Origin of the sequence: Staphylococcus sp. LKG4-2 (assembly GCF_050955665.1) — a bacterium.
Taxonomy (GTDB): Bacteria; Bacillota; Bacilli; order Staphylococcales; family Staphylococcaceae; genus Staphylococcus; species Staphylococcus saprophyticus.
In genome coordinates, this window is the sequence record NZ_CP194532.1 from 768,161 (window position 1) to 788,562 (window position 20,402).

Here is a 20,402-nt window from a genome sequence, read left to right on the forward strand (position 1 = left end):
TTTTATATTAACATAAATTCTATATAAGAAAACAAAAAGAAAACAAAACGAAAATAAATGAAAAAATATTTGTGATAAATGAAAAAGTATATTAGAATTACACATATATATGAAAGCGTTTTCTAAAAATGATAAGGGAGCTGTTAATGATGAGTAAGAAAAATTATCCTGAAACAATGAACGCAGTAGTCGCATACGCGCCTGGAGAATATAAATATGAAACAGTTGAAACGCCAACGATAGAACATCCTAAAGAAATTGTTGTGAAAGTTGAAGCATGTGGTATATGTGCTGGTGATATAAAGGCTTATGGCGGTGCACCAAGTTTTTGGGGTGATGAAAAGCAACCTTCATACATTAAAGCACCTATGATTCCGGGACATGAATTTATAGCACGCATTGTAGAAAAAGGAGAAGATGTTACAGATTTTGAAATTGGAGATCGTGTGATTTCAGAACAAATCGTACCTTGTTGGAATTGTAGATTCTGTAACCGCGGCGAATATTGGATGTGTGAAAAACATGATCTTTATGGATTCCAAAACAATGTTAACGGTGGTATGGCGGAATATATGAAATTTACTAAAGAGGCTATTAATTACAAAGTACCAGAAGATATGCCTATTGAAAAAGCCATTTTAATTGAACCATATGCATGTAGCTTGCATGCCATTCAACGTGCCAATATTAAATTAGGTGACTTTGTTGTCCTATCTGGTGCCGGTACACTAGGTTTAGGTATGGTTGGCGTAGCTAAAAAAGCGGGTGCGGAAACATTAGTCGTCTTAGATATGAAAGATGATCGATTAGAATTAGCTAAAGCATTTGGTGCTGATATTGTTATGAACCCATCAAAAGTGGATGTTGTAAAAGAAATTAAAGATATGACAGAAGGATATGGTTGTGATACGTATATTGAAGCAACTGGCCATCCTAAGTCTGTAGAACAAGGTTTAAGTGCAATTAGAAAATTAGGTCGTTTTGTAGAATTTTCTGTTTTTGGAGATCCAGTCACGGTGGATTGGAGTATTATCTCTGACCGTAAAGAATTAGATTTAATGGGTAGTCACTTAGGACCTTATTGTTATCCATTGGTTATAGATGGTATTCAAAAAGGCGACTTCCCTACAGATGGCGTTGTCACACATCAACTACCTTTAAAAGATTTTGAAGAAGGATTTGAATTGATGAAAAAAGGAGATCAATCGCTAAAAGTGGTTCTAGTACCATAAATTAATATTGTCAAACACAACGTCGTAAAAGGAGCGTTTTAAAATGAAAAAAATGATTAATAACCCAGATAATGTGATTGAGGAACTAATGTCTGGTTATCTAATTGCTTATCCAGAATATATTAGACGTTCTGAACTCCATAAGAGAGCTTTAATAGGCAAAAAGAGAAATGACAAAAGAAAAGTTAGCATATTGATAGGTGGCGGTTCTGGTCATGAACCAGCATTCTTAGGATATGTTGGTAAAGGTATGGCAGATGGTGTAGCCGTTGGAAATATTTTTGCTTCACCTTCGCCAATACCTATACAGGCAGTTACAAGAGAAATAAATCATGGCCATGGCGTACTTTATATCTATGGAAACTACGCAGGAGATTTAATGAATTTTGAAATGGCGAGTGAAATGACGGAAATTGAAGATGATATTGTGACTAAGGCAGTGATTGGTAATGATGACGTCGCTTCTTCCAAAGATATAGATGATCGCAGGGGGATTGCAGGAGAATTATTAGTTTATAAAGCGGCTGGTGCGGCTGCAGACTATGGTTATGATTTAGAAGAAGTTAGACGTTTTGCGCAATTGGCAAACGATCAAACGCGTTCAATGGGTATTGGTTTGAGTCCATGTTATTTGCCGCAAACAGGTAAACCAAGCTTTGATTTAAAAGATAATGAGATGGAAATCGGTTTAGGTCATCACGGTGAACCTGGTATTGAAAAAACAACAATTCGCACAGCTAAAGAAACGGTTCAAGTTATTATGCAAAATATTTTAAAAGAAGACATCTATCACGCTGAAGATGATGTTGTTGTCTTAATCAATGGTTTGGGCGCCACTTCACAAATGGAACTTTATATTACCAATAAAGAAGTAGATGCAATTTTAAAAGATAATCATATCAACACATACCGAACATTTATAGGGAATTTCATTACTTCAATGGAAATGGGTGGATTTTCAATTACATTGATGAAAGTTGATGATACATTGAAGCGCTGTATAGATCATCCTATAGATTGTCCAAATTTCAAAGTCATTTAGGAGGAGCGCATTATGACATTAACAAATGAATCATTTAAAGCGTATATTTTAGCTTTAACCGAACTTTTTGAAAATAAAAAAGACGAACTTTGCGAATTGGATAGAAAAATTGGTGACGGTGACCATGGCGTAACGATGGATATCGGTTATCAAGCTGTTAAAGAAACAATTCAAAATGAATTGGCAGACCAAGATGATATTTCAAAAATTAGTGTAGCAGTTGGTAAGCGTTTCTTAGATGCTGTCGGTTCATCTGTCGGACCATTGTACGCTTCTGGCTATTTAAAAGGTGCCGTTGCTGTTAAAAATGAGACATCTTTAGATGATGAAGGTCTCTATCAATATTGGATTGCTTTTTGTAAAGGAATCCAGGATAGAGGTAAAGCTAAAATAGGCGATAAAACGATGATAGATACACTTGAACCTTTTTACAAATCATTAGAACATGCACAACAATCAGGGGAATCGTTTGCTGATGCATTTCAAGTAGCGTTAGGTGAAGCAAAACATGGTATGGAAAGTACTAAAGATATTGTATCGAATAAAGGAAGATCAAAACGTTTGGGATATCGTTCCCAAGGACATGTAGATCCTGGCGCAATGTCTGCCTATTTGATGCTAGATACATTTAAAACATTTATATAAGGTATGAAGAAAATTTAAGGAGGAATTTTAATGAAAATAGCAATTGGTGCAGACCATAATGGATATGATTTAAAAGAAGCGGTCAAAGCGCATGTTGAGCATTTAGGACATGTAGTTGAAGATTTTGGTTGTCATCAATGTGCTGAAACGGACTACCCTGATGTAGCGGCTGAAGTTGGAAAAAGCATTCAACAAGGTGAAAACGAACGCGGTATTTTGATTTGTGGTACGGGTATTGGTGTAGCAATTACTGCAAACAAAATAAAAGGCATACGTGCAGCATTAGCACACGATTATTATTCTGCAGAACGTGCACAATTAAGCAATAATGCACAGATTTTAACTATGGGGGCACAAATTATAGGTGTTGAAGTTGCTAAAAAAAATGTTGAAGCTTATCTTAATGTGAGTTGGGAAGGTGGTTCACAGCGCAAAGTTGATAAGATCGATAAAGTGGAAGAAAGTGAAAATAAGTAAAACATAACTGGATTAATAATATAAAGGCTAAGCATCCTATACTAGCGCTAAAAATAGGATGCTTAGTTTTTAATTTGTAGTTATGTGATAAACAAGACGTGGTTATATATAAGGTAAAGCAAAGACGTCGTAGTATTTCTATATGTTTGAAGAATTGTCACTGTAATTTTAAGATAATTGTCATATAATATGCTTGAGGAGGATTATCTATGCGTAGAGTATTATATGCTTTTTTAATTTATACAGTTTTAGGCTTACTCAGTGGTTTCTATTATCGTGAATTGACGCTTGCACATCATTTCACTGGTGATACACAACTCGTTGTAGTACATACTCATACCCTTATATTAGGGATGTTTATGCATTTGATTTTATTGCCTGTTGTAAAAGTATTTAAACTAAGTAGTTATTATTTATTTAATTGGTTCTTTATTGTTTATAATATTGGCGTATTAACGACAATAGGTATGATGTTTACAAAAGGTACATACCAAGTCATTGGATTGACTGTGCCTGAATCTTTTGCGGGATATGCAGGTATAGGTCATACGATTTTAACTGCTGGCTTTATACTATTATTCTTCTTATTAAGAAATGCAATAGTGAAAGACCCAAGGGATTAATTAAAAAGCTGCTAACAATGCGTAAACCATTGTTGGCAGCTTTTGCTTTTTTATAAATAATTTTTATCTACAGTACTAGTAAAAATGAAACGAGATGTACTATATTATTTTTTTGATTTTAATGCTTTATAAAAAATATCACGTTGTTTTTCTAAAGAAATAGGGTCATTATACTGTGTTTCTGTAACATCAAATTTAATCACCTGATTATCTTTAACTGCTAGTAGATTATTCCAATAATTAGTGTTTTCGAACGGTGCAGGTTGATCACCATTTGTCGCAATAACTGCAAAATCGCCTATATAATCTTTGAAATTTTCAGGATTAATAGGTGTGGCAAATTTGTCTTGAGTTGCTTTTTCTAGCGCTTTAGGTTGCTTCATACCATAACCATCATATAAGATTTCTGTGCCTCTACCTAAATGATCACTAAATGCCATAGTACCTTTTGGAGTTTGTTGCAATACTGACACAGTCTTGCCTTTAATTAATGGTGACAATTCTTTTTTATCGTCGGCCATTTGTTTATCCCAGTCTTTAATCCATTGTTTAGCTTTCGACTCTTCATTGACTAAAGCGGCAAGTTTTTTTGCATGGTCTTTATAAGTAGATTTTTCTGAATCAAAAGCTACGGTTGGAGCAATTTTCTGTAATTTTTTAATATTTTTATCTTGTATTGTCGTTACGATAAGGTCCGGTTTTTGTTTAGTAACTTGTTCAACACTGGTATTATCAATACGCTTAATGCCTTTTGTAGCATCATTTAATACTTTGTTTTTCTCTACAAATTCTGGTACGGCAATCGGCTTATGGCCAAATTTTACCAATGCGCCGATATAAGTTGGGTGTAAAACAGCAATTCTTTTAGGGTTTTTAGGAATTTTAACTTCTTTAGCTGTATCATCCTTAAAAGATTTTTCAGTGGATTTATTTTCACTATCGTTCTTTTTACTTGAATCTTGTGTGCTGCAAGCGCCTACAAATAATGTCAAACAAATTAAAATTAATAACAATTTCTTCACAGATTAACAGCTCCTAAATTTTAAGAATTTTGAAAATTAAAAGGTTTTCATTGATAATCGTTATCAATTATAGCATAATGTAGGAAAGACACAAGCTGAATTTTGGGAGGATGCTTTATGGATGATGTTATTATAATTGGCGGAGGTCCTGCAGGATTATTTGCTAGTTTCTATTCAGGCTTAAGGGGTATGCGTGTGCGTATTATAGATATCCAGGATAAACTTGGTGGTAAAATGCATGTATATCCAGAAAAGATTATTTGGGATATTGGTGGGTTAGCTCCAAAACCTTGTTTTGAAGTAATTCAAGATACAGTTAAGCAAGGTTTGCATTTTGAACCAGAAGTAAATTTAGAAGAACGTGTGATTGATATCAGGAAAATAGAACAACAACACTTTGAAGTTGAAACTGATAAAGGTAATGTATTTTCTAGTAAATCAGTTATTATTGCGATTGGTGGCGGCATCATTAATCCGAAGCAACTCGATATTAAGGATGCAGAGAGATACAAATTGACAAATTTACATTACGTCGTTCAGTCATTAAAAAAATTCAAAGACAAACATGTATTGATTTCAGGAGCTGGCAATTCAGCATTGGATTGGGCAAATGATTTAAGTGGCTATGCTAAAAGTGTAACGCTAATATATAGAAAAGCTGATATTAAAGGTTATGAAGTCATGAAAGAAAAATTGGAACAATTAAACGTTAAAAAATTACCGAATACACATATACATCAATTAATTGGTGATGAAACGCAAACGCAGATTGAGCAAGTCATCTTAGAGAATATTGAAACTGGGGAACATACTGTAAAATCATTTGATGATGTCATCATTAGTCATGGCTTTGATAGAGAGAATACATTACTTGAACAATCTTCTGCTAAAGTAGATATGTTTAATGAATATAGCATTAAGGGCTTTGGTAATACTGCTACAAGCATCGATGGTCTATATGCATGTGGTGACATTATTTATCATGAAGCTAAAGCACATTTAATTGCAAGTGCATTTAGTGACGCTGCGAATGCAGCTAACCTAGCTAAACTTTATATAGAACCAAAAGCAAAAGCAGAAGGCTATGTTTCTAGCCATAATGAGATTTTCAAAGAATCTAATAAGGTAGTTATGAAAAAATATTTATAGCTTACAGCACATGATGCTTTTTAAACGACAGCGGAAAAACCGTTGTCGATTTTTTTATACAAAAATCATTATTTATATGAAGGATAGTTTGAGAATTATTACGGACTATATCATAATATAGAAAACATAAGTTATAGGAGATGTGGCACGATGATAGAGATAAAGCATGAAGCACCTAGTGTAGTTGATTATAGAAATTTGCGAAAAGTAGCAGGGTTAAGTGAGAAATCACAAAAAGCTGCGGAAAAGGGCATTAGCAATGCATGTTTTAATGTGACCATATATCATGGAACAGACTTGATAGGTATGGGACGTGTCATCGGTGATGGTGGTACAGCATTTCAAATTATTGATATTGCTGTAAACCCTGAGTTTCAAGGACAAGGTTATGGTAAAACGATTATGTCGCATATCATGTCATATGTAGAAAATGAAGCTGAAGAAGGTACTTATGTTAGTTTAATGGCTGATTATCCAGCAGATCAATTATACGCACAATATGGATTTATCACTACAGAACCTCATTCTTGTGGTATGTATATCAAATTTTAAGCATAGTATGGCAATAAAAAAGGGTGAGTCGCATTATGGCGATTCACCCTTATGTGTGTCAGTTTATAAATTATTTTGATTCATGAATATTTGCATCTGTGGCATTTGTTCTAGAACGTAAATCAGCTTCAATTTCTTCTAAACTACGACCACGTGTTTCAGGTAAGTATTTGATGACAAATATTAGTGCACAAATCCCGATCACTGCAAAAATTAAAAATACTTGTTCTACAGGTAAGACTTCAGTCAATATTGGGAAGAATTGAGCAACTAATAAACTTCCGATTGACAATACTAATGCTGCGGCACCCGTTGCGGCACCACGTGCACGCATAGGGAATAACTCTGGTAACATTACCCATAATACAGGTCCCCAAGTAAAACCAAAGAATATAATGAATAACGTTAAACAAGCCACGATAATCCAAGCAGAAGATTGAATACCAATTGTCCAAATTAATACGGCCATAATAAGTAATGAAGCAACCATGCCAATATTACCAATGACTAATAAGCGTTTACGATCAATTTTATCAATAATCATAATTGCAACAATCGTAATGATAACGTTCACAGTACCAATACCAACAGTACCTAAAATAGAAGTAGCATCGCCTAATCCTGCTTTACTAAAGATAGAAGGTGCATAATATATAATGGCGTTAATACCGATAATCTGTTGTAGCAAAGCAAATATACAACCAATAATCAGTGTTGGACGTAACCATGGTGATTTTAAAACATTCCATGTACTTTCAGAGATACTATTAATTTCTTTCATATCTGCGATTTCTTTATCGATTTCGCTGTCTTTAAATGTTAATTTCATAACATCACGTGCTGCTTTTTCACTTCTATGTTCAAGTAACCATCTAGGACTTTCAGGCATAAATGCGACACCAATTAATAAAATAAGTGACGGTACAACTGCAAGACCTAACATCCATCTCCAACCTTCGATAGGTGTGAAAGCATAGTTGATTAAATATGAAGATAAGATACCAATCGTAATCATTAATTGGTTTAAAGAACTTAAAGAACCACGTTGTTCCGTAGGTGCCATTTCAGATAAATAAACTGGAACAATGGCAGTAGAGCCACCAACAGCCAATCCGATAACTAAACGACCTATAACTAATACGGGCATTGAAGGTGCTAATGCTAAGATAAGTGCACCAACAATATAAACAATAGCTATCACAAATACCACACGTCTACGGCCAAGTCTGTCAGATAATGGCCCACTTGCACCAGAACCAAAGATGGCACCGACAAGCATAGATGCAACAACCAATCCTTCTGTAACACTATTCAATGGTATATCATCTTTTATAAATAATAGAGCACCCGATATTACTCCCATGTCGTAACCATAGAGTAAACCTCCCAATGCACCAAGGAAAAAGATGAGTTTTTTATCTACTTTAATTCCCATAAAAACCCTCCTGATAAGTTTCGATATCAATAAGTATACGCTTTCATATTTTGGTTGTAAATATTAAAATATAAGATTTTTATTTATTCATATCTATTTATATTAGATATCATTTTATTCATATACGAATAAAAAAGGGACGCGTTTAAATCGATAAAAAAATAAACCTTAATTTCCTTTTTAAAAGAAAACTAAGGTTTATTTTAAGGATTAAGGATTAAGGATTAAGCATTAAAATCAATGACGATTCTACCTGAATTATTATCTTCAAGTACTTGTTTAATATTATCTTCAATATCATTAAAGTGGATTACTTTTTTAATATCATGTAAGTTATCTGGTTTTAAATCTTTAGCTAAACGGCGCCAGATATGTTTGCGTTGTCTCATTTCAGTATAAACTGAATCAATACCTATAATACTTACGCCTCTCAAGATAAATGGAAATACTGAGCTATCAAATTTTGCACCTGCTGTCATACCAATAACAGCAACCATACCATTGTAATCCAATTGTTTCACGATTTGTGATAAACTCTCTCCGCCAACTGGGTCAATGACACCTTGCCAAGTTCGTTTGCCAAGTGCTTTTTGATCGCTATTAGCAATGCGGGAAATAACTTCTTTAGCTCCAAGCGCTTTTAGTTTGTCCTCTGCACCTTTTTTGCCAGTACTAGCAATAACATCAAATCCAATTGAATCTAACATCATAATCGCTAATGTACCAACACCTCCGGTAGCACCACGTACGAGTATATCTTTCTTTTCGATAGAAAGTCCGTTATGTTCTAACTTTTCAATAGCTAATCCAGCTGTATATCCAGCTGTACCATAAATCATTGCTTCTTCTAATGTTAAATCCTTTGGTAATGGTACAATCCATTCTTCTTTAACACGTGCATATTCACTAAAACCACCAAAATGGCTAGTCCCTAAGTCATAACCCGTAACGATGACTTCATCGCCTTTTTCGAAAGCATGTGTATCTGAATGTTCTACAACACCAGCTAAATCAATACCTGGAATCATTGGATAAGAAGAAACAATTTTTGAATTTTCTACTGTAGCAAGCGCATCTTTATAATTGATTCCAGAATATTTTACTTTAATAAGTACATCGCCTTCTGGTAGAGCATCTACTGAAATATCTTTATATTGATTCACGACTTTGCCGTCTTGTTCATCGACTACAAAGGCTTTGAATGTGTTAGTCATTACTGAATGGCACTCCCTTATGTATAAAAATTACGAACAATTAAAAAACAAGACCTACTTTATCATGTAATTGAATATTACACAATAAGCCAAACCTAGAGTATTTATAAGAAAGCGTTTTAATTTAAAAAAACTTTTAAATTACATAAAATTCGTAGATTTATTCTATATAGAGTGAATAAGTTAGAACTGAGTCAGGTGCTTTTTAAAATAGTAACCTGTCTTCGACTTTAGTATAATGACAATAAAATATAATGTGGGGTGAAAGCGGAATGGATCAATCTATAGAAATGGTTAAACTAGATGAAGTTAAAGTATTAAGAGAATTAAGTATCACTACGTTTAGGACGACGTTTGAGCATGGTGAATATACAGATGAAGATTTCGACGCATACTTTGATGAGGCTTATGCAAAAGATCAATTACTACAAGAGTTAAAAGATGACAATTCATTCATTTATTTCTATAAGGAAAATCGTGACATTGTTGGATATTTTAAATTAAACATTAATGAAGCACAAACTGAACCAAAGGGGGATGCTTATCTTGAGATTCAACGTATCTACTTTTTACCACATGCCCAAGGTGGTGGGCGGGGCAAACAAGTAATTGAGTTTGCCACTGCGAAAGCGCGTGAATTAAATAAAAAGAAAATATGGTTAGGCGTGTGGGAACATAATGCACAGGCTTTTAATTTTTATAAAAAGCAAGGATTGTCGGTGACAGGTGAACATCAATTTTATACAGGGAATGTTGTAGATACCGACTTGATAATGGAGAGAGACATCTGACCTAGGTATGTTAATTTAACATGTGTAATGATTTAAATTGTCGAAGATGTGTAATCTATCAATATAAACTTAAAAATTGTTTTGATTTTGTTAAATTTATATTTTCTTTTGAAAGAATTTTGATGAAAGATGTTTATTTTTGAATTTATAGTGAATAACATAATAATTCTCATCAACCCTAAATGATAGCGTGATACATACTAAGTAACCTTTGTGTCATGAGTATTATAAATTCAAGGAGGTTTTCATATATGAAAAAATTATTAGCAGGGTTTTTGACTTTATCATTAGCACTAGCTGCTTGTTCAAATGGTAGTGATGATGACAGCAGTAAAAAGGATGATAGTTCAAAAGACAATCAATCTTCTGATGATAAGTCCAAAGATTCTAAGAACGATGACAAAAAGAACAATGATTCTGATAAAGACAAAGATAACAATTCAGATTCAGACAAAAATTCAGATAGTAAATCTGATGACAGTAGTTCAAGTGATCGCAATAATGGAGATGATGAAAACAGCTCGGATAATGCGTCAGGTTCAGATAGTTCATCAAGTAACAATGACAGTAACGCAAATAGTGATGGCTCAAGTTCAAATGCTGATGGAGATAATGCATCAGGAAACAATGACAATGCTAACAATGCCACATCTTCAGAAAGTAATGGCAACGAGAATGGTGCTATGAATGATGCTAATGGTAGTAATTCAAATGATAATGCAAGTGCAGATGCAAATAATGGTGCTTCTAGTGCCAACACATCGCAATACGTAGCGCCGTATCAAGGTCAAAATGCAGTGCCAGTAGCACAAAATATTACATCTGGTACACCTGATTCACAAGCTGCATTACAAAACTTACCGAATTTCCAAAATGCTTTAGATAATGCTACAACTGAAGTGAATGGTTTAAATGGACAATCTAATCCATATAATGATTATGCAATTGAAGGTAGCGAAGGAAATTATAGCTATATCTTCAGTTTCCAAAATCAAGCGCAACCTGGAACATATACAATAGCTACAGTTGATCAACAAGGTACTGTTAGAGTAGTGGACCCTGCTTATCAACAATAATATTGAATTTAGGTTTAGAAAAAGTGAGCCAGTCTTTTAATGAAGTCTGGCTCACTTTTTTGTTTGTTATTTAGTTATGACATAGTCTCAATTACTTAGATTTAATACATTTATGAATGATGTGAGAAATTGTTTCAAAGGCATGATTATCTTTATTAATAAATTCAGTATGATGAACATCTTTCATTTGATGACTGATTAAATCATTTAACAATGCTTTTGAATCACTATAACGTACAGTTGATAATGCGTGCATCACGTCATCATATACACCACGTTCTGTTACATATTTTTCATGATCTGGTGTATATTGACATACAACTTTATCTATCGATAGGGCATCAAATATAATCGATGAATAATCAGTCAATACAATATCAGATACTAACAATAAATCTTGAACTTCAATATGCGTAGGTGCAATGATTGCATTTTCAGGCATATAATCTGATTGATCTTCAATATGTCCTTTGAATATCACATTATATTTGTTAAGTAACCCGTCACTTATAGGCAATAAATCAACTTCATCAAAATGTGAGTGCCAAGTTGGAACATATAATAGTGTTTCTTTGTCAGGATCCAATTTAAGTTCTTGTTTGATGAAAGAAATATAATGTTTATCAGATTGTTTGTCCATTAAATATCTAACTCTTGGATAGCCACAATTTAAAATATGAGTTTGTTGTTGTGGAAAAGCAGATTTAAAGTGTTCAATAATTGGGGCACAGTCACTGATAAAATAATCTTGCTGTAACCATTTATTATATTTACGTGCTCGATAATTATAAATGTTAAGATTTTGCGTTGGTTCCATACTGTCTAAAAACAATTTTTTTATTGGTGTGCCATGCCATAGTTGGATAATGGTACCATTTGGTTTTAAATTGTCTGGAATATAGCTTTCCAAAATAACAACCTGGGCACTTTCTATGAGAGACTTGGCTTTAGGGTCATCTGGTTTTATAAAATTGGGTCCATTTACATCATTCGTAATGAAATATATGGGTAACTTAGAAAAATGTTTTGCAAAGTGATTGAACAAATAGCGAGAATTACCTCTGAAACCATAATCAAAACCTAAGAATACAATATGGTCTTTAATGTTTGATTTATCTTTTTCATATATGTAGCTCATATTTTGGTGTTTCTTTACAAAGTGATTTTGAATCATTTTAAATAACCAATGTGGTAATTTAAAATGCGTGCGATTTAAACATTTGTCAGTAAAACGCATTTGATCAGGAGCTAATATTTCGTTGTTTTTAAAGGGCAACGGGTGATTATGCGTATAAGCTAATTTGTTTAAATTGAATTTTGTAGTATTTAATGGCGTTAGATTTTTAATATCATGCCAAATGCGCCTACTTGTTATAAATTCAGAATTAAAGTTAAAAACGACATGACTATCTGTAATGACATCATCTTGCATTAAAGATATCAGAGCCAAATCGAATATATTATTAATATCGTAATTATTTAAGATAGATTGTGTTGTTTCTATATGATATATCACATTTGGAAAATGATTAATATTTTCTATCCAATCATTAAATGTAATGTCTGATTTACCGAAGTATGTGCAATCGTTGATATATTGATTTTTCACTGTATAGTCCGCTACAATCGTACACGGTTTTAATGATACAGCCTCAAGCATGGGTTGATATATGTCTATGCTGTCATTTATTAAGACAAAGTGTGTACAGTCTTCGTGTCTAGCTTTCTCCAGCTCAGATTCTAAATCATGAACTGCAGTAATTTCAATTTGTTTTATCATGAATATCCCTCTACTTAATAGTTAATAATCTTATTTTACCATGTTGCGTACGTGAGACAAAAGATATCCGTGAATAAAAAACCCCGAGCAAAACTCACTATATTTAAATTTATTCTTTACAGCAATGTAAATTAAATGTAATTATAGGGTATAAGTTGTCGCATTTAAAAATAATATTTTAAATTTTTATTGAATTTGGTAGAAAAAATGCTATAATTTAATTGTGAAAAAATTCACAATAAGGAATCGTTTTTATACACAATCATAAATATATGTAGAAAGTAGAAGTGAGTCAAAATGTTTGTAGATACGTTTAACCCCTTTGATAACGTCCTGTTATCATCAATTGTTGCAGCAGTGCCGATTGTTTTATTTCTTTTATGTTTAACTATTTTTAAAATGAAAGGCATTTATGCATCAATCACAACTGTTGTTGTTACAGTTATTATTGCTATCGTCTTCTTTAAACTACCTGTAAATATTGCATCAGGTGCTGTTGTAGAAGGATTTTTCCAAGGGATTATACCCATTGGTTATATCGTTGTAATGGCAGTTTTACTTTATAAGATTACGAATGAAACTGGTCAATTCGATACGATTCAAGATAGTATATCGAGCATTTCTCAGGACCAACGTATTCAATTGCTATTAATTGGATTCGCATTTAATGGATTTTTAGAAGGTGCTGCTGGATTTGGTGTACCTATCGCTATTTGTGCTTTATTACTTACACAATTAGGATTTGCGCCATTGCAAGCTGCCATGTTGTGTTTGATTGCAAACGCTTCAGCAGGTGCTTTTGGTGCCATTGGTTTACCAGTTACAGTTATAGACACATTAGGTTTACACGATAGTGTGACAGGTATGGCAGTTTCTTCTATGTCTGCCTTAACACTTGTGCTTATGAATATGCTTATTCCATTTTTATTAATATGGATTATAGACGGATTTAAAGGTATTAAAGAAACACTACCAGCGATACTTGTAGTTGCGATTACTTTCACTGTTTTACAAGCAATCATTACGGTGTTTATAGGCCCAGAATTAGCAGATATCATACCACCATTAGGTGCAATGATGGCACTTGCAATATTTTCTAAAAAATTCCAGCCAAAACATATCTTTAGAATTAATAAAGATGAAGAACCTCCAAAAATCAGCAAACATCAACCTAAAGAGATTATTTATGCATGGAGTCCATTCGTCATTTTAACAGTAGTTGTAATGATTTGGAGTGCATCTTTCTTTAAAGCGTTGTTTGTTCCAGGTGGTGCGCTAGAATCATTCGTGTTCAACATTGCACTACCAGGTACATATAGTGAAATCGCTAATAAGGCGATCACATTACCGTTAAACATCATAGGTCAAACAGGAACAGCTATTTTAATCGTTATTGTTATTACAATTTTGATGTCCAATAAAGTACATTTTAAAGATGGTGTGCGTTTATTCAAGAACGCATTTAAAGAGTTATGGTTACCAATCATTACGATTTGTTTTATTTTAGTTATTTCTAAATTAATGACTTATGCAGGTTTGAGTAATGCAGTAGGTGAGGGAATTGCGAAAACAGGTAGTATTTTCCCATTATTATCACCAATTTTAGGTTGGATTGGTGTATTCTTAACTGGTTCAGTTACGAATAACAATACTTTATTTGCGCCAATTCAAGCCGCGGTAGCAAGCAATATTGGTGCAAGTGGTGCGTTACTTGTTTCTGCAAATACCGTGGGTGGTGTTGCAGCAAAATTAATTTCACCTCAATCAATCGCTATTGCAACAGCCTCTGTACAACAAGTAGGTAAAGAATCAGAATTACTTAAAATGACACTTCGTTATAGTGTGGCTTTACTGGTTTTCGTATGTATTTGGACTTTCTTATTAAATATATTTATATAGAAAAAACAGATATTAATTTCAAATGGATTTATTTTTAATAGCTTATTATAAAACAAACGCCTACAAAGTAGTCATATGTATGTCTACTTTGTAGGCGTTTTTGCATTGTGTAAGGTGAAAATCCTATGATTGTCGGTTTATCTAATGTCTAAGTATCAAGCATATGTCTAAAAGAAAGATAGATTGCATTTGGCTCATAATTCTCAACCGTTTGATAACCATTTTCGATAATAACTTGATCTTTAAATTCTTGGTTAATGAGACGGCGTAGTTTGTTTGCTAAAGCGTCTACATTGCCATGTTCAATTAAATAGCCATTTACATTATTTTGAATAATTGATTCAGGACCAGCATTTCCGTCAAAGCTTACTACGACACTGCCTTGATTCATTGCTTCTAATATAACCATGCCAAACCCTTCATTGCGGGATGGAATAACTGTCAGTTCACTTTTAGCTAATTTTTCATTTAATTGATGTGTTGCGCCTTGAAGAAAAACAATATCCTCTAAGTTATTTTTACGGATCAACTTGGATAAGTTGTTTCGTTCTTTACCATCACCATATATGTGGACCTGATATCCAAATTGTCTCATATTTTCTTGAATTAGATTAATACTGTCAATCAGTAAATCAAAGCCTTTTTCGTATTCTAAACGTCCGGCGGCACTAATATTTTTAACTTTTTGTTCTTGTAAGCGTGTTTCATTGATAATATTTGGGATTACAAAAGTAGGGATGTGTATGTAATCTTGATATTTTACTTTATCAGTTTCAGTTAATGTTGTTAATTTGTCTAGATTTTTATAGGCATTAATGATTTCTTGTTGATATGCTTCTGGATGCGCATCAAAATTCATGTGCTCCATACCAATTTTTTCACATTTCATAGGCGCATGTTGAGCGATAAGTATATTAAAACTTGCGCGTGTCCCAATTAGGACATCGGTATTAACATGTTTAATTGCTTTAATCATTTTCTTTTCTATATAATGTGAAAATTGATTAAGACCAGGTTCGTGTTGGGAAATATACTTGGGTTTCGATAAGGATGTCCATTTAGTAATACGATTAAATAAGATATCTTTAAAATTAAAGGGATGTAATTGGTAGTTAACTAAGGGCTTAACTTTAATGGATGGATTGATATCAAAATAAGGTGATGTGTCTCCTTTAAAAACGGAAATAATTTCCACGTGATGTCCTTTTTCAGCTAGAACATTAGCGATTTGGGAAATCGATTTTACCGTTCCACCCATCGCATAAAAATTATGCATAAAAAAAGTGATTGATTTCATAAAAACCTCCAAGCGTACTTTACTTAAATTGAAATCCATTATATCACGAAATGTGTGGTGGATTTCTATATTTTCTTTGTTTATAAAACGTTGTGATAAATAAAGTATACCTCGTTTTAATAAGTATAATCATCAAAATATGATATATTCTAGTTAACACTTATTAACAAAATTTGTGTAAAATTACTGAAACCCCTTTTTTCATGCGATAATTACGTATATAATTAGAGAGGTATGAAGTAATTGTGTTATTGCGTTAAATACATAAATGGCAATAAGACGAATTTTTTATTTTTAAGTTATAGAAAACGCTTTACTAAATTAGTGAACGTATTATAAAAGTAAAGATAACGTTTCTATTAAACACATATAAAAGGGGGACTGTATTTGTTATGAGTACACAACATAGCAAAACAGATGTCATCTTAATTGGTGGCGGTATCATGAGCGCAACACTAGGGACGATTTTAAAAGAAATCGCTCCTGAGAAAGAAATTAAGATGTATGAAAGGTTATCAACACCTGCTGAAGAAAGTTCGAATGCGTGGAATAATGCGGGCACAGGGCACTCTGCATTATGTGAATTAAATTATACGAGCGAAAATAAAGACGGCACAATTGATATCAAAAAAGCGGTTAAAATCAATGAACAATTTCAAGTTTCCAAACAGTTTTGGAGCTATCTGGTGAAACAAGGGCAACTCGATCATCCAGAAGCATTTATTAAACCAGTGCCTCACATGAGCTTTGTTCAAGGGATTAAAAATGTAGACTTTTTGAAAAGACGTGTAGAAAGACTAAATAAAAACATTTTATTTAGTAATATGGAAATCACGGACGATAAAGATAAGATAACTGAATGGACGCCTTTAATTATGGAAGGACGTACGTCTAATATCCCCATGGCGATTAGTTATGATAAAACAGGTACAGACGTTAACTTCAGTGCATTGACTAAAAAATTATTTGAAAATTTAGAAGATAAAGATGTAGCATTAAATTATAAACACGAAGTTGAAGACATTAAACAGCGTAAAGACGGTGTTTGGGAAGTGAAAGTTAAAAATCTTGATACAAACACTATAGAAATTGTAGAAAGCGACTTTGTATTTATCGGTGCAGGTGGCGCAAGTTTACCATTATTACAAAAAACAGGCATCAAAGAATCTAAACATATAGGAGGATTCCCAGTTAGTGGGCTCTTCTTAGTGTGTAGAGATGAAGCGATTACCAAAAAACATTTAGCTAAAGTATACGGTAAGGCACCAGTCGGCGCGCCGCCAATGTCTGTACCACATTTAGATACACGCTATATAGATGGTAAACGCACAATTTTATTTGGACCTTTTGCTGGTTTTTCACCGAAGTTTTTAAAAACAGGTTCAAATATGGATTTAATCAAGTCTGTTAAACCTAATAACATAATTACCATGCTTTCTGCGGGAATTAAAGAGATGAATTTAACGAAATATCTTATTTCACAACTTACCTTATCCAACGAAGAACGTATGGAAGATTTACGTCAATTTGTACCGAACGCAAAGAGTGAGGATTGGGAAGTTGTTGTTGCAGGACAAAGAGTACAAGTAATCAAAGATACTGATCAAGGTAAAGGTACCTTACAATTCGGTACAGAAGTCATCACTTCTGAAGATGGCTCATTATCTGCATTACTTGGTGCTTCACCTGGCGCTTCTACTGCGGTAGATATTATGTTAGATTTATTGAAACGTTGCTATAAAGATGAATTTGAAGGTTGGGAAGAAAAAATTAAAGAAATGGTTCCTTCTTTCGGTATGAAATTATCTGAGAATGAAGCACTTTATACGCAATTAAACAAAGAGATTACGAAATATCTTAAAATTAACTAGAGTTATTGGTGATTAAGGATGACAAATAAATAAGCCATGAACTAATGAAGTAGAAATTGTGCATTGTATATCTTTTATTCATGTTAAATTAGGCCGAGACATCAAAATGTGTCTCGGCCTAATTCATTGTATGGGTTGTAAATGTAGGGCATCGTTTTATCGAATTAACTTATTGTCTTAGGCACCTTTTTGAATGTGATTGTAAAGGTCGTTCCAGCATTTTTTTCACTATCTACCGTTATTGTGCCATGGTGCAGTTCAAATATTGCTTTTGCTATCGCTAAACCGAGGCCATTACTATTATCATGATTACTTGACTTGTAGAATCGTTCAAATATACGAGCTTGTGTTTCGGTTGACATGCCTTGGCCGTCATCTGTAATTGTACATGTAATTGTCTCTAAGTTTTGTGAAAGTGTGACGTCAACCATGCCACCCGTTGTTGAGTATTTTATCGCATTGGTAATCAAATTTTGAAAGGCTTGATGTAATAAACGTTCGTTACCATTCATACTAATTGTTTCTAAGTCTGACATTATAATTAAATCTTTTTCATTGGCAGAAAATTGCTCATGTCTAATTATTTTTTTAATCAACTGATTTAATTGAATATCATCATCAAAGTCTAAATGCGCGCCATTATCTATTTCTGATAACAGTAACAATGCTTTTGTTAATTCACTAAGTTGTGTTGTGACTTCATATATTTCTTCAATATATTGCTCACGTGCATTATCCGTTTTAGCAAACTTTAATAAATCAAGTAGATGATGAATATGAGTTAGCGGTGTTTTAATTTCATGCGATACATTTTGAACAAAATGTTGTCTCATATCGTCTAATTGTTTGAGAGATAGGCGCATTTTATCAAAACGATATTGTAATGTACCAAATTCATCTTTACGTGTTACATGAATGACCTCATCAAAGTTACCATGCATCAATCGTTCTGTAGCACGTTTCAACTGTTGTATCGGTTTGATAATCGCATAAGTAGATGAAATAACCAATATAATTGAGAAAAGTAGTAATAATGTGATTAGAATCGCAAGAAATATTCTAAATTCACTAAATGTTTTGCCAATGTCAGGACGCATAAAAACAGCATATGTATGTCCTTTAGATTGATAAGCTATACCAACGGTATTTTTCGTTGTATTCTCAAAAAAACCAGTGATAATAGGGTTATAGGGTAAATTTTTAATACCATGATAATCCTTACCATGTAATACAGATTCAGCTGTTTTTTTGCTAATATTATCTTTTCTGAATTCAGTGCCATAATATGTACGATGGCCATCTTCAGAAATTGTCATCACTTGATAATTCATCTCTCCCAAGTGTTTGAAAAAGGGTGCAGATGCTTCAATCCTTGATTCTTTTTGATATTGAATTGAATCCTTTAATGTGCGCATGATTTTAGCGTCGTTATTTTCTTTTAAGTAGTTATGATAAATAATATTAGTACAGAGAAAACTAGCAACTGCAGAGAATATCATAACAGTGATTGTGTAAATGGCTATTCGTGTATAGAGTGATTTAAACATGATCATCCACCTTATAGCCCAATCCTCTTACAGTATGAATCGTTACAGAAGCATCTATTTTTTCAAGTCGTTTTCTCAAACGCTTAATATGAACATCCACTGTACGTTCATCACCTTCATAATCAAAGCCCCATATTTTTTCAATTAATGCATCACGATTAAAGACTTGTCTTGGATTAGAAGCAAGTAAAAAAAGTAACTGAAATTCTTTATTAGGTAAATTCATTGATTTTGATGAAGATTGAATTTCTAAATAGGATTGGTTTAATGTCAGATTACCGATTGAAACTTCGTTATTTATATTAACATTATAACGTTTAAGTACCGCTTTAATTCTGAACATCAATTCCTTAACTTCAAAAGGTTTTGTAACATAATCGTCTGTACCTGTTAAATAAGCTTGTTCTTTATCACTTAAAGCATCCCGTGCAGTTAACATAATGACCGGGATATCGAAATCTTCTTTAAGTATTTTACATAATTCAAATCCACTCATTTTTCCCATCATCACATCTACAATTGCAATATCAACTTGATGTGTTTCAAGATAAGATAAAGCATTTTCTGCACTAGATTGGACAATTGTTTCGAAATGCTCTCGTTCAATATATTTCGAAACATATTCTAATATTTTTGGGTCATCATCGACAATTAGACAGGTTGTCATACGCAAGGTCTCCTTATTAAGTATTATGATTATTATAAATGTAACACTTCGACGATACAATTTATAATAATGAAATAATTTAG

At 33.1% G+C, this 20,402-nt stretch carries 18 protein-coding genes; 11 read left to right on the forward strand and 7 right to left on the reverse strand.

Translation table 11 applies throughout. The features are described from left to right. Positions 1–149 precede the first annotated feature (149 nt). The 5 genes from ACM6UH_RS03565 (at position 150) to ACM6UH_RS03585 (ending at position 4,019) form a co-directional block, all read left to right on the forward strand. Positions 150–1,232 carry an MDR/zinc-dependent alcohol dehydrogenase-like family protein gene (locus ACM6UH_RS03565; protein ID WP_048787338.1) on the forward strand — a complete coding sequence of 361 codons (1,083 nt, stop codon included), beginning with the start codon at positions 150–152 and terminating at the stop codon, positions 1,230–1,232. Positions 1,233–1,275: 43 nt separating this feature from the next. Then, positions 1,276–2,274 (forward strand): dihydroxyacetone kinase subunit DhaK, encoded by a 999-nt coding sequence (locus tag ACM6UH_RS03570; RefSeq protein WP_069822198.1) that lies wholly within the window; start codon positions 1,276–1,278, stop codon positions 2,272–2,274. Between the two features lie 12 nt (positions 2,275–2,286). Continuing rightward, the gene (dhaL, locus tag ACM6UH_RS03575; RefSeq protein WP_047504479.1) at positions 2,287–2,919 is read left to right on the forward strand and encodes a dihydroxyacetone kinase subunit DhaL; all 633 of its coding nucleotides are present in this window, start codon (positions 2,287–2,289) and stop codon (positions 2,917–2,919) included. A 30-nt stretch (positions 2,920–2,949) separates the two neighbouring features. Continuing rightward, the gene (gene rpiB, locus ACM6UH_RS03580; protein ID WP_002482477.1) at positions 2,950–3,396 is read left to right on the forward strand and encodes a ribose 5-phosphate isomerase B; all 447 of its coding nucleotides are present in this window, start codon (positions 2,950–2,952) and stop codon (positions 3,394–3,396) included. Positions 3,397–3,605: 209 nt separating this feature from the next. Then, positions 3,606–4,019, forward strand: coding sequence for a DUF2871 domain-containing protein (locus ACM6UH_RS03585; protein WP_011302481.1), 414 nt, complete (start codon positions 3,606–3,608; stop codon positions 4,017–4,019). A gap of 104 nt (positions 4,020–4,123) precedes the next feature. Here ACM6UH_RS03585 and ACM6UH_RS03590 read toward each other — a convergent pair whose 3' ends face one another. Then, complete coding sequence (locus ACM6UH_RS03590; RefSeq protein WP_011302482.1) at positions 4,124–5,041, reverse strand: ABC transporter substrate-binding protein; 918 nt, start codon at positions 5,039–5,041, stop codon at positions 4,124–4,126. A 117-nt stretch (positions 5,042–5,158) separates the two neighbouring features. Between ACM6UH_RS03590 and ACM6UH_RS03595 the strand changes: the two genes are divergently transcribed. Both ACM6UH_RS03595 and ACM6UH_RS03600 read left to right on the forward strand, forming a co-directional pair. Then, a complete protein-coding gene (locus ACM6UH_RS03595) occupies positions 5,159–6,190 on the forward strand; it encodes an NAD(P)/FAD-dependent oxidoreductase (RefSeq protein ID WP_002482481.1) in 1,032 nt (343 codons plus the stop codon). 150 nt (positions 6,191–6,340) lie between these two features. Continuing rightward, positions 6,341–6,742 (forward strand): GNAT family N-acetyltransferase, encoded by a 402-nt coding sequence (locus tag ACM6UH_RS03600; RefSeq protein WP_011302483.1) that lies wholly within the window; start codon positions 6,341–6,343, stop codon positions 6,740–6,742. 70 nt (positions 6,743–6,812) lie between these two features. On the opposite strand, the gene ACM6UH_RS03605 is transcribed toward ACM6UH_RS03600, so the two are convergent. After that, positions 6,813–8,177, reverse strand: a complete 1,365-nt coding sequence (locus ACM6UH_RS03605; RefSeq protein ID WP_011302484.1) for a sugar porter family MFS transporter — start codon at positions 8,175–8,177, stop codon at positions 6,813–6,815. A 224-nt stretch (positions 8,178–8,401) separates the two neighbouring features. After that, positions 8,402–9,391, reverse strand: coding sequence for an acrylyl-CoA reductase family protein (locus ACM6UH_RS03610; RefSeq protein WP_048787070.1), 990 nt, complete (start codon positions 9,389–9,391; stop codon positions 8,402–8,404). 272 nt (positions 9,392–9,663) lie between these two features. Here ACM6UH_RS03610 and ACM6UH_RS03615 point away from each other — a divergent pair, with 272 nt between their 5' ends. Together ACM6UH_RS03615 and ACM6UH_RS03620 are read left to right on the forward strand one after the other, a co-directional pair. Continuing rightward, entirely contained in the window at positions 9,664–10,182 is a 519-nt protein-coding gene (locus ACM6UH_RS03615; protein ID WP_011302486.1) for a GNAT family N-acetyltransferase, read from the forward strand. Positions 10,183–10,433: 251 nt separating this feature from the next. Then, positions 10,434–11,258 carry a hypothetical protein gene (locus ACM6UH_RS03620; RefSeq protein ID WP_011302487.1) on the forward strand — a complete coding sequence of 275 codons (825 nt, stop codon included), beginning with the start codon at positions 10,434–10,436 and terminating at the stop codon, positions 11,256–11,258. A gap of 91 nt (positions 11,259–11,349) precedes the next feature. Here ACM6UH_RS03620 and ACM6UH_RS03625 read toward each other — a convergent pair whose 3' ends face one another. Further along, the gene (locus tag ACM6UH_RS03625; protein ID WP_011302488.1) at positions 11,350–13,038 is read right to left on the reverse strand and encodes a CDP-glycerol glycerophosphotransferase family protein; all 1,689 of its coding nucleotides are present in this window, start codon (positions 13,036–13,038) and stop codon (positions 11,350–11,352) included. Positions 13,039–13,335: 297 nt separating this feature from the next. Between ACM6UH_RS03625 and ACM6UH_RS03630 the strand changes: the two genes are divergently transcribed. Then, positions 13,336–14,937 carry an L-lactate permease gene (locus ACM6UH_RS03630; protein WP_011302489.1) on the forward strand — a complete coding sequence of 534 codons (1,602 nt, stop codon included), beginning with the start codon at positions 13,336–13,338 and terminating at the stop codon, positions 14,935–14,937. A 148-nt stretch (positions 14,938–15,085) separates the two neighbouring features. On the opposite strand, the gene ACM6UH_RS03635 is transcribed toward ACM6UH_RS03630, so the two are convergent. Next, complete coding sequence (locus ACM6UH_RS03635) at positions 15,086–16,234, reverse strand: glycosyltransferase family 4 protein (protein WP_011302490.1); 1,149 nt, start codon at positions 16,232–16,234, stop codon at positions 15,086–15,088. 392 nt (positions 16,235–16,626) lie between these two features. Here ACM6UH_RS03635 and mqo point away from each other — a divergent pair, with 392 nt between their 5' ends. After that, positions 16,627–18,105 (forward strand): malate dehydrogenase (quinone), encoded by a 1,479-nt coding sequence (gene mqo, locus ACM6UH_RS03640; protein WP_048787069.1) that lies wholly within the window; start codon positions 16,627–16,629, stop codon positions 18,103–18,105. Between the two features lie 164 nt (positions 18,106–18,269). On the opposite strand, the gene ACM6UH_RS03645 is transcribed toward mqo, so the two are convergent. Both ACM6UH_RS03645 and ACM6UH_RS03650 read right to left on the reverse strand, forming a co-directional pair. Next, the gene (locus ACM6UH_RS03645; protein ID WP_048787068.1) at positions 18,270–19,652 is read right to left on the reverse strand and encodes a HAMP domain-containing sensor histidine kinase; all 1,383 of its coding nucleotides are present in this window, start codon (positions 19,650–19,652) and stop codon (positions 18,270–18,272) included. Continuing rightward, the gene (locus ACM6UH_RS03650; protein ID WP_002482492.1) at positions 19,645–20,319 is read right to left on the reverse strand and encodes a response regulator transcription factor; all 675 of its coding nucleotides are present in this window, start codon (positions 20,317–20,319) and stop codon (positions 19,645–19,647) included. The genes ACM6UH_RS03645 and ACM6UH_RS03650 overlap by 8 nt, the downstream gene beginning before the upstream one ends. Positions 20,320–20,402 lie beyond the last annotated feature (83 nt).

Excerpts from the sequence above, each read along its gene's own strand:
- ACM6UH_RS03630 (WP_011302489.1), top strand. The coding sequence starts at position 13,336 with ATGTTTGTAGATACGTTTAACCCCTTTGATAACGTCCTGTTATCATCA.
- ACM6UH_RS03635 (WP_011302490.1), bottom strand. The coding sequence starts at position 16,234 with ATGAAATCAATCACTTTTTTTATGCATAATTTTTATGCGATGGGTGGA.
- ACM6UH_RS03610 (WP_048787070.1), bottom strand. The coding sequence starts at position 9,391 with ATGACTAACACATTCAAAGCCTTTGTAGTCGATGAACAAGACGGCAAA.
- ACM6UH_RS03565 (WP_048787338.1), top strand. The coding sequence starts at position 150 with ATGAGTAAGAAAAATTATCCTGAAACAATGAACGCAGTAGTCGCATAC.
- ACM6UH_RS03585 (WP_011302481.1), top strand. The coding sequence starts at position 3,606 with ATGCGTAGAGTATTATATGCTTTTTTAATTTATACAGTTTTAGGCTTA.
- ACM6UH_RS03570 (WP_069822198.1), top strand. The coding sequence starts at position 1,276 with ATGAAAAAAATGATTAATAACCCAGATAATGTGATTGAGGAACTAATG.
- dhaL (WP_047504479.1), top strand. The coding sequence starts at position 2,287 with ATGACATTAACAAATGAATCATTTAAAGCGTATATTTTAGCTTTAACC.
- ACM6UH_RS03615 (WP_011302486.1), top strand. The coding sequence starts at position 9,664 with ATGGATCAATCTATAGAAATGGTTAAACTAGATGAAGTTAAAGTATTA.
- mqo (WP_048787069.1), top strand. The coding sequence starts at position 16,627 with ATGAGTACACAACATAGCAAAACAGATGTCATCTTAATTGGTGGCGGT.
- ACM6UH_RS03605 (WP_011302484.1), bottom strand. The coding sequence starts at position 8,177 with ATGGGAATTAAAGTAGATAAAAAACTCATCTTTTTCCTTGGTGCATTG.
- rpiB (WP_002482477.1), top strand. The coding sequence starts at position 2,950 with ATGAAAATAGCAATTGGTGCAGACCATAATGGATATGATTTAAAAGAA.
- ACM6UH_RS03620 (WP_011302487.1), top strand. The coding sequence starts at position 10,434 with ATGAAAAAATTATTAGCAGGGTTTTTGACTTTATCATTAGCACTAGCT.
- ACM6UH_RS03595 (WP_002482481.1), top strand. The coding sequence starts at position 5,159 with ATGGATGATGTTATTATAATTGGCGGAGGTCCTGCAGGATTATTTGCT.
- ACM6UH_RS03645 (WP_048787068.1), bottom strand. The coding sequence starts at position 19,652 with ATGTTTAAATCACTCTATACACGAATAGCCATTTACACAATCACTGTT.
- ACM6UH_RS03600 (WP_011302483.1), top strand. The coding sequence starts at position 6,341 with ATGATAGAGATAAAGCATGAAGCACCTAGTGTAGTTGATTATAGAAAT.
- ACM6UH_RS03650 (WP_002482492.1), bottom strand. The coding sequence starts at position 20,319 with ATGACAACCTGTCTAATTGTCGATGATGACCCAAAAATATTAGAATAT.
- ACM6UH_RS03625 (WP_011302488.1), bottom strand. The coding sequence starts at position 13,038 with ATGATAAAACAAATTGAAATTACTGCAGTTCATGATTTAGAATCTGAG.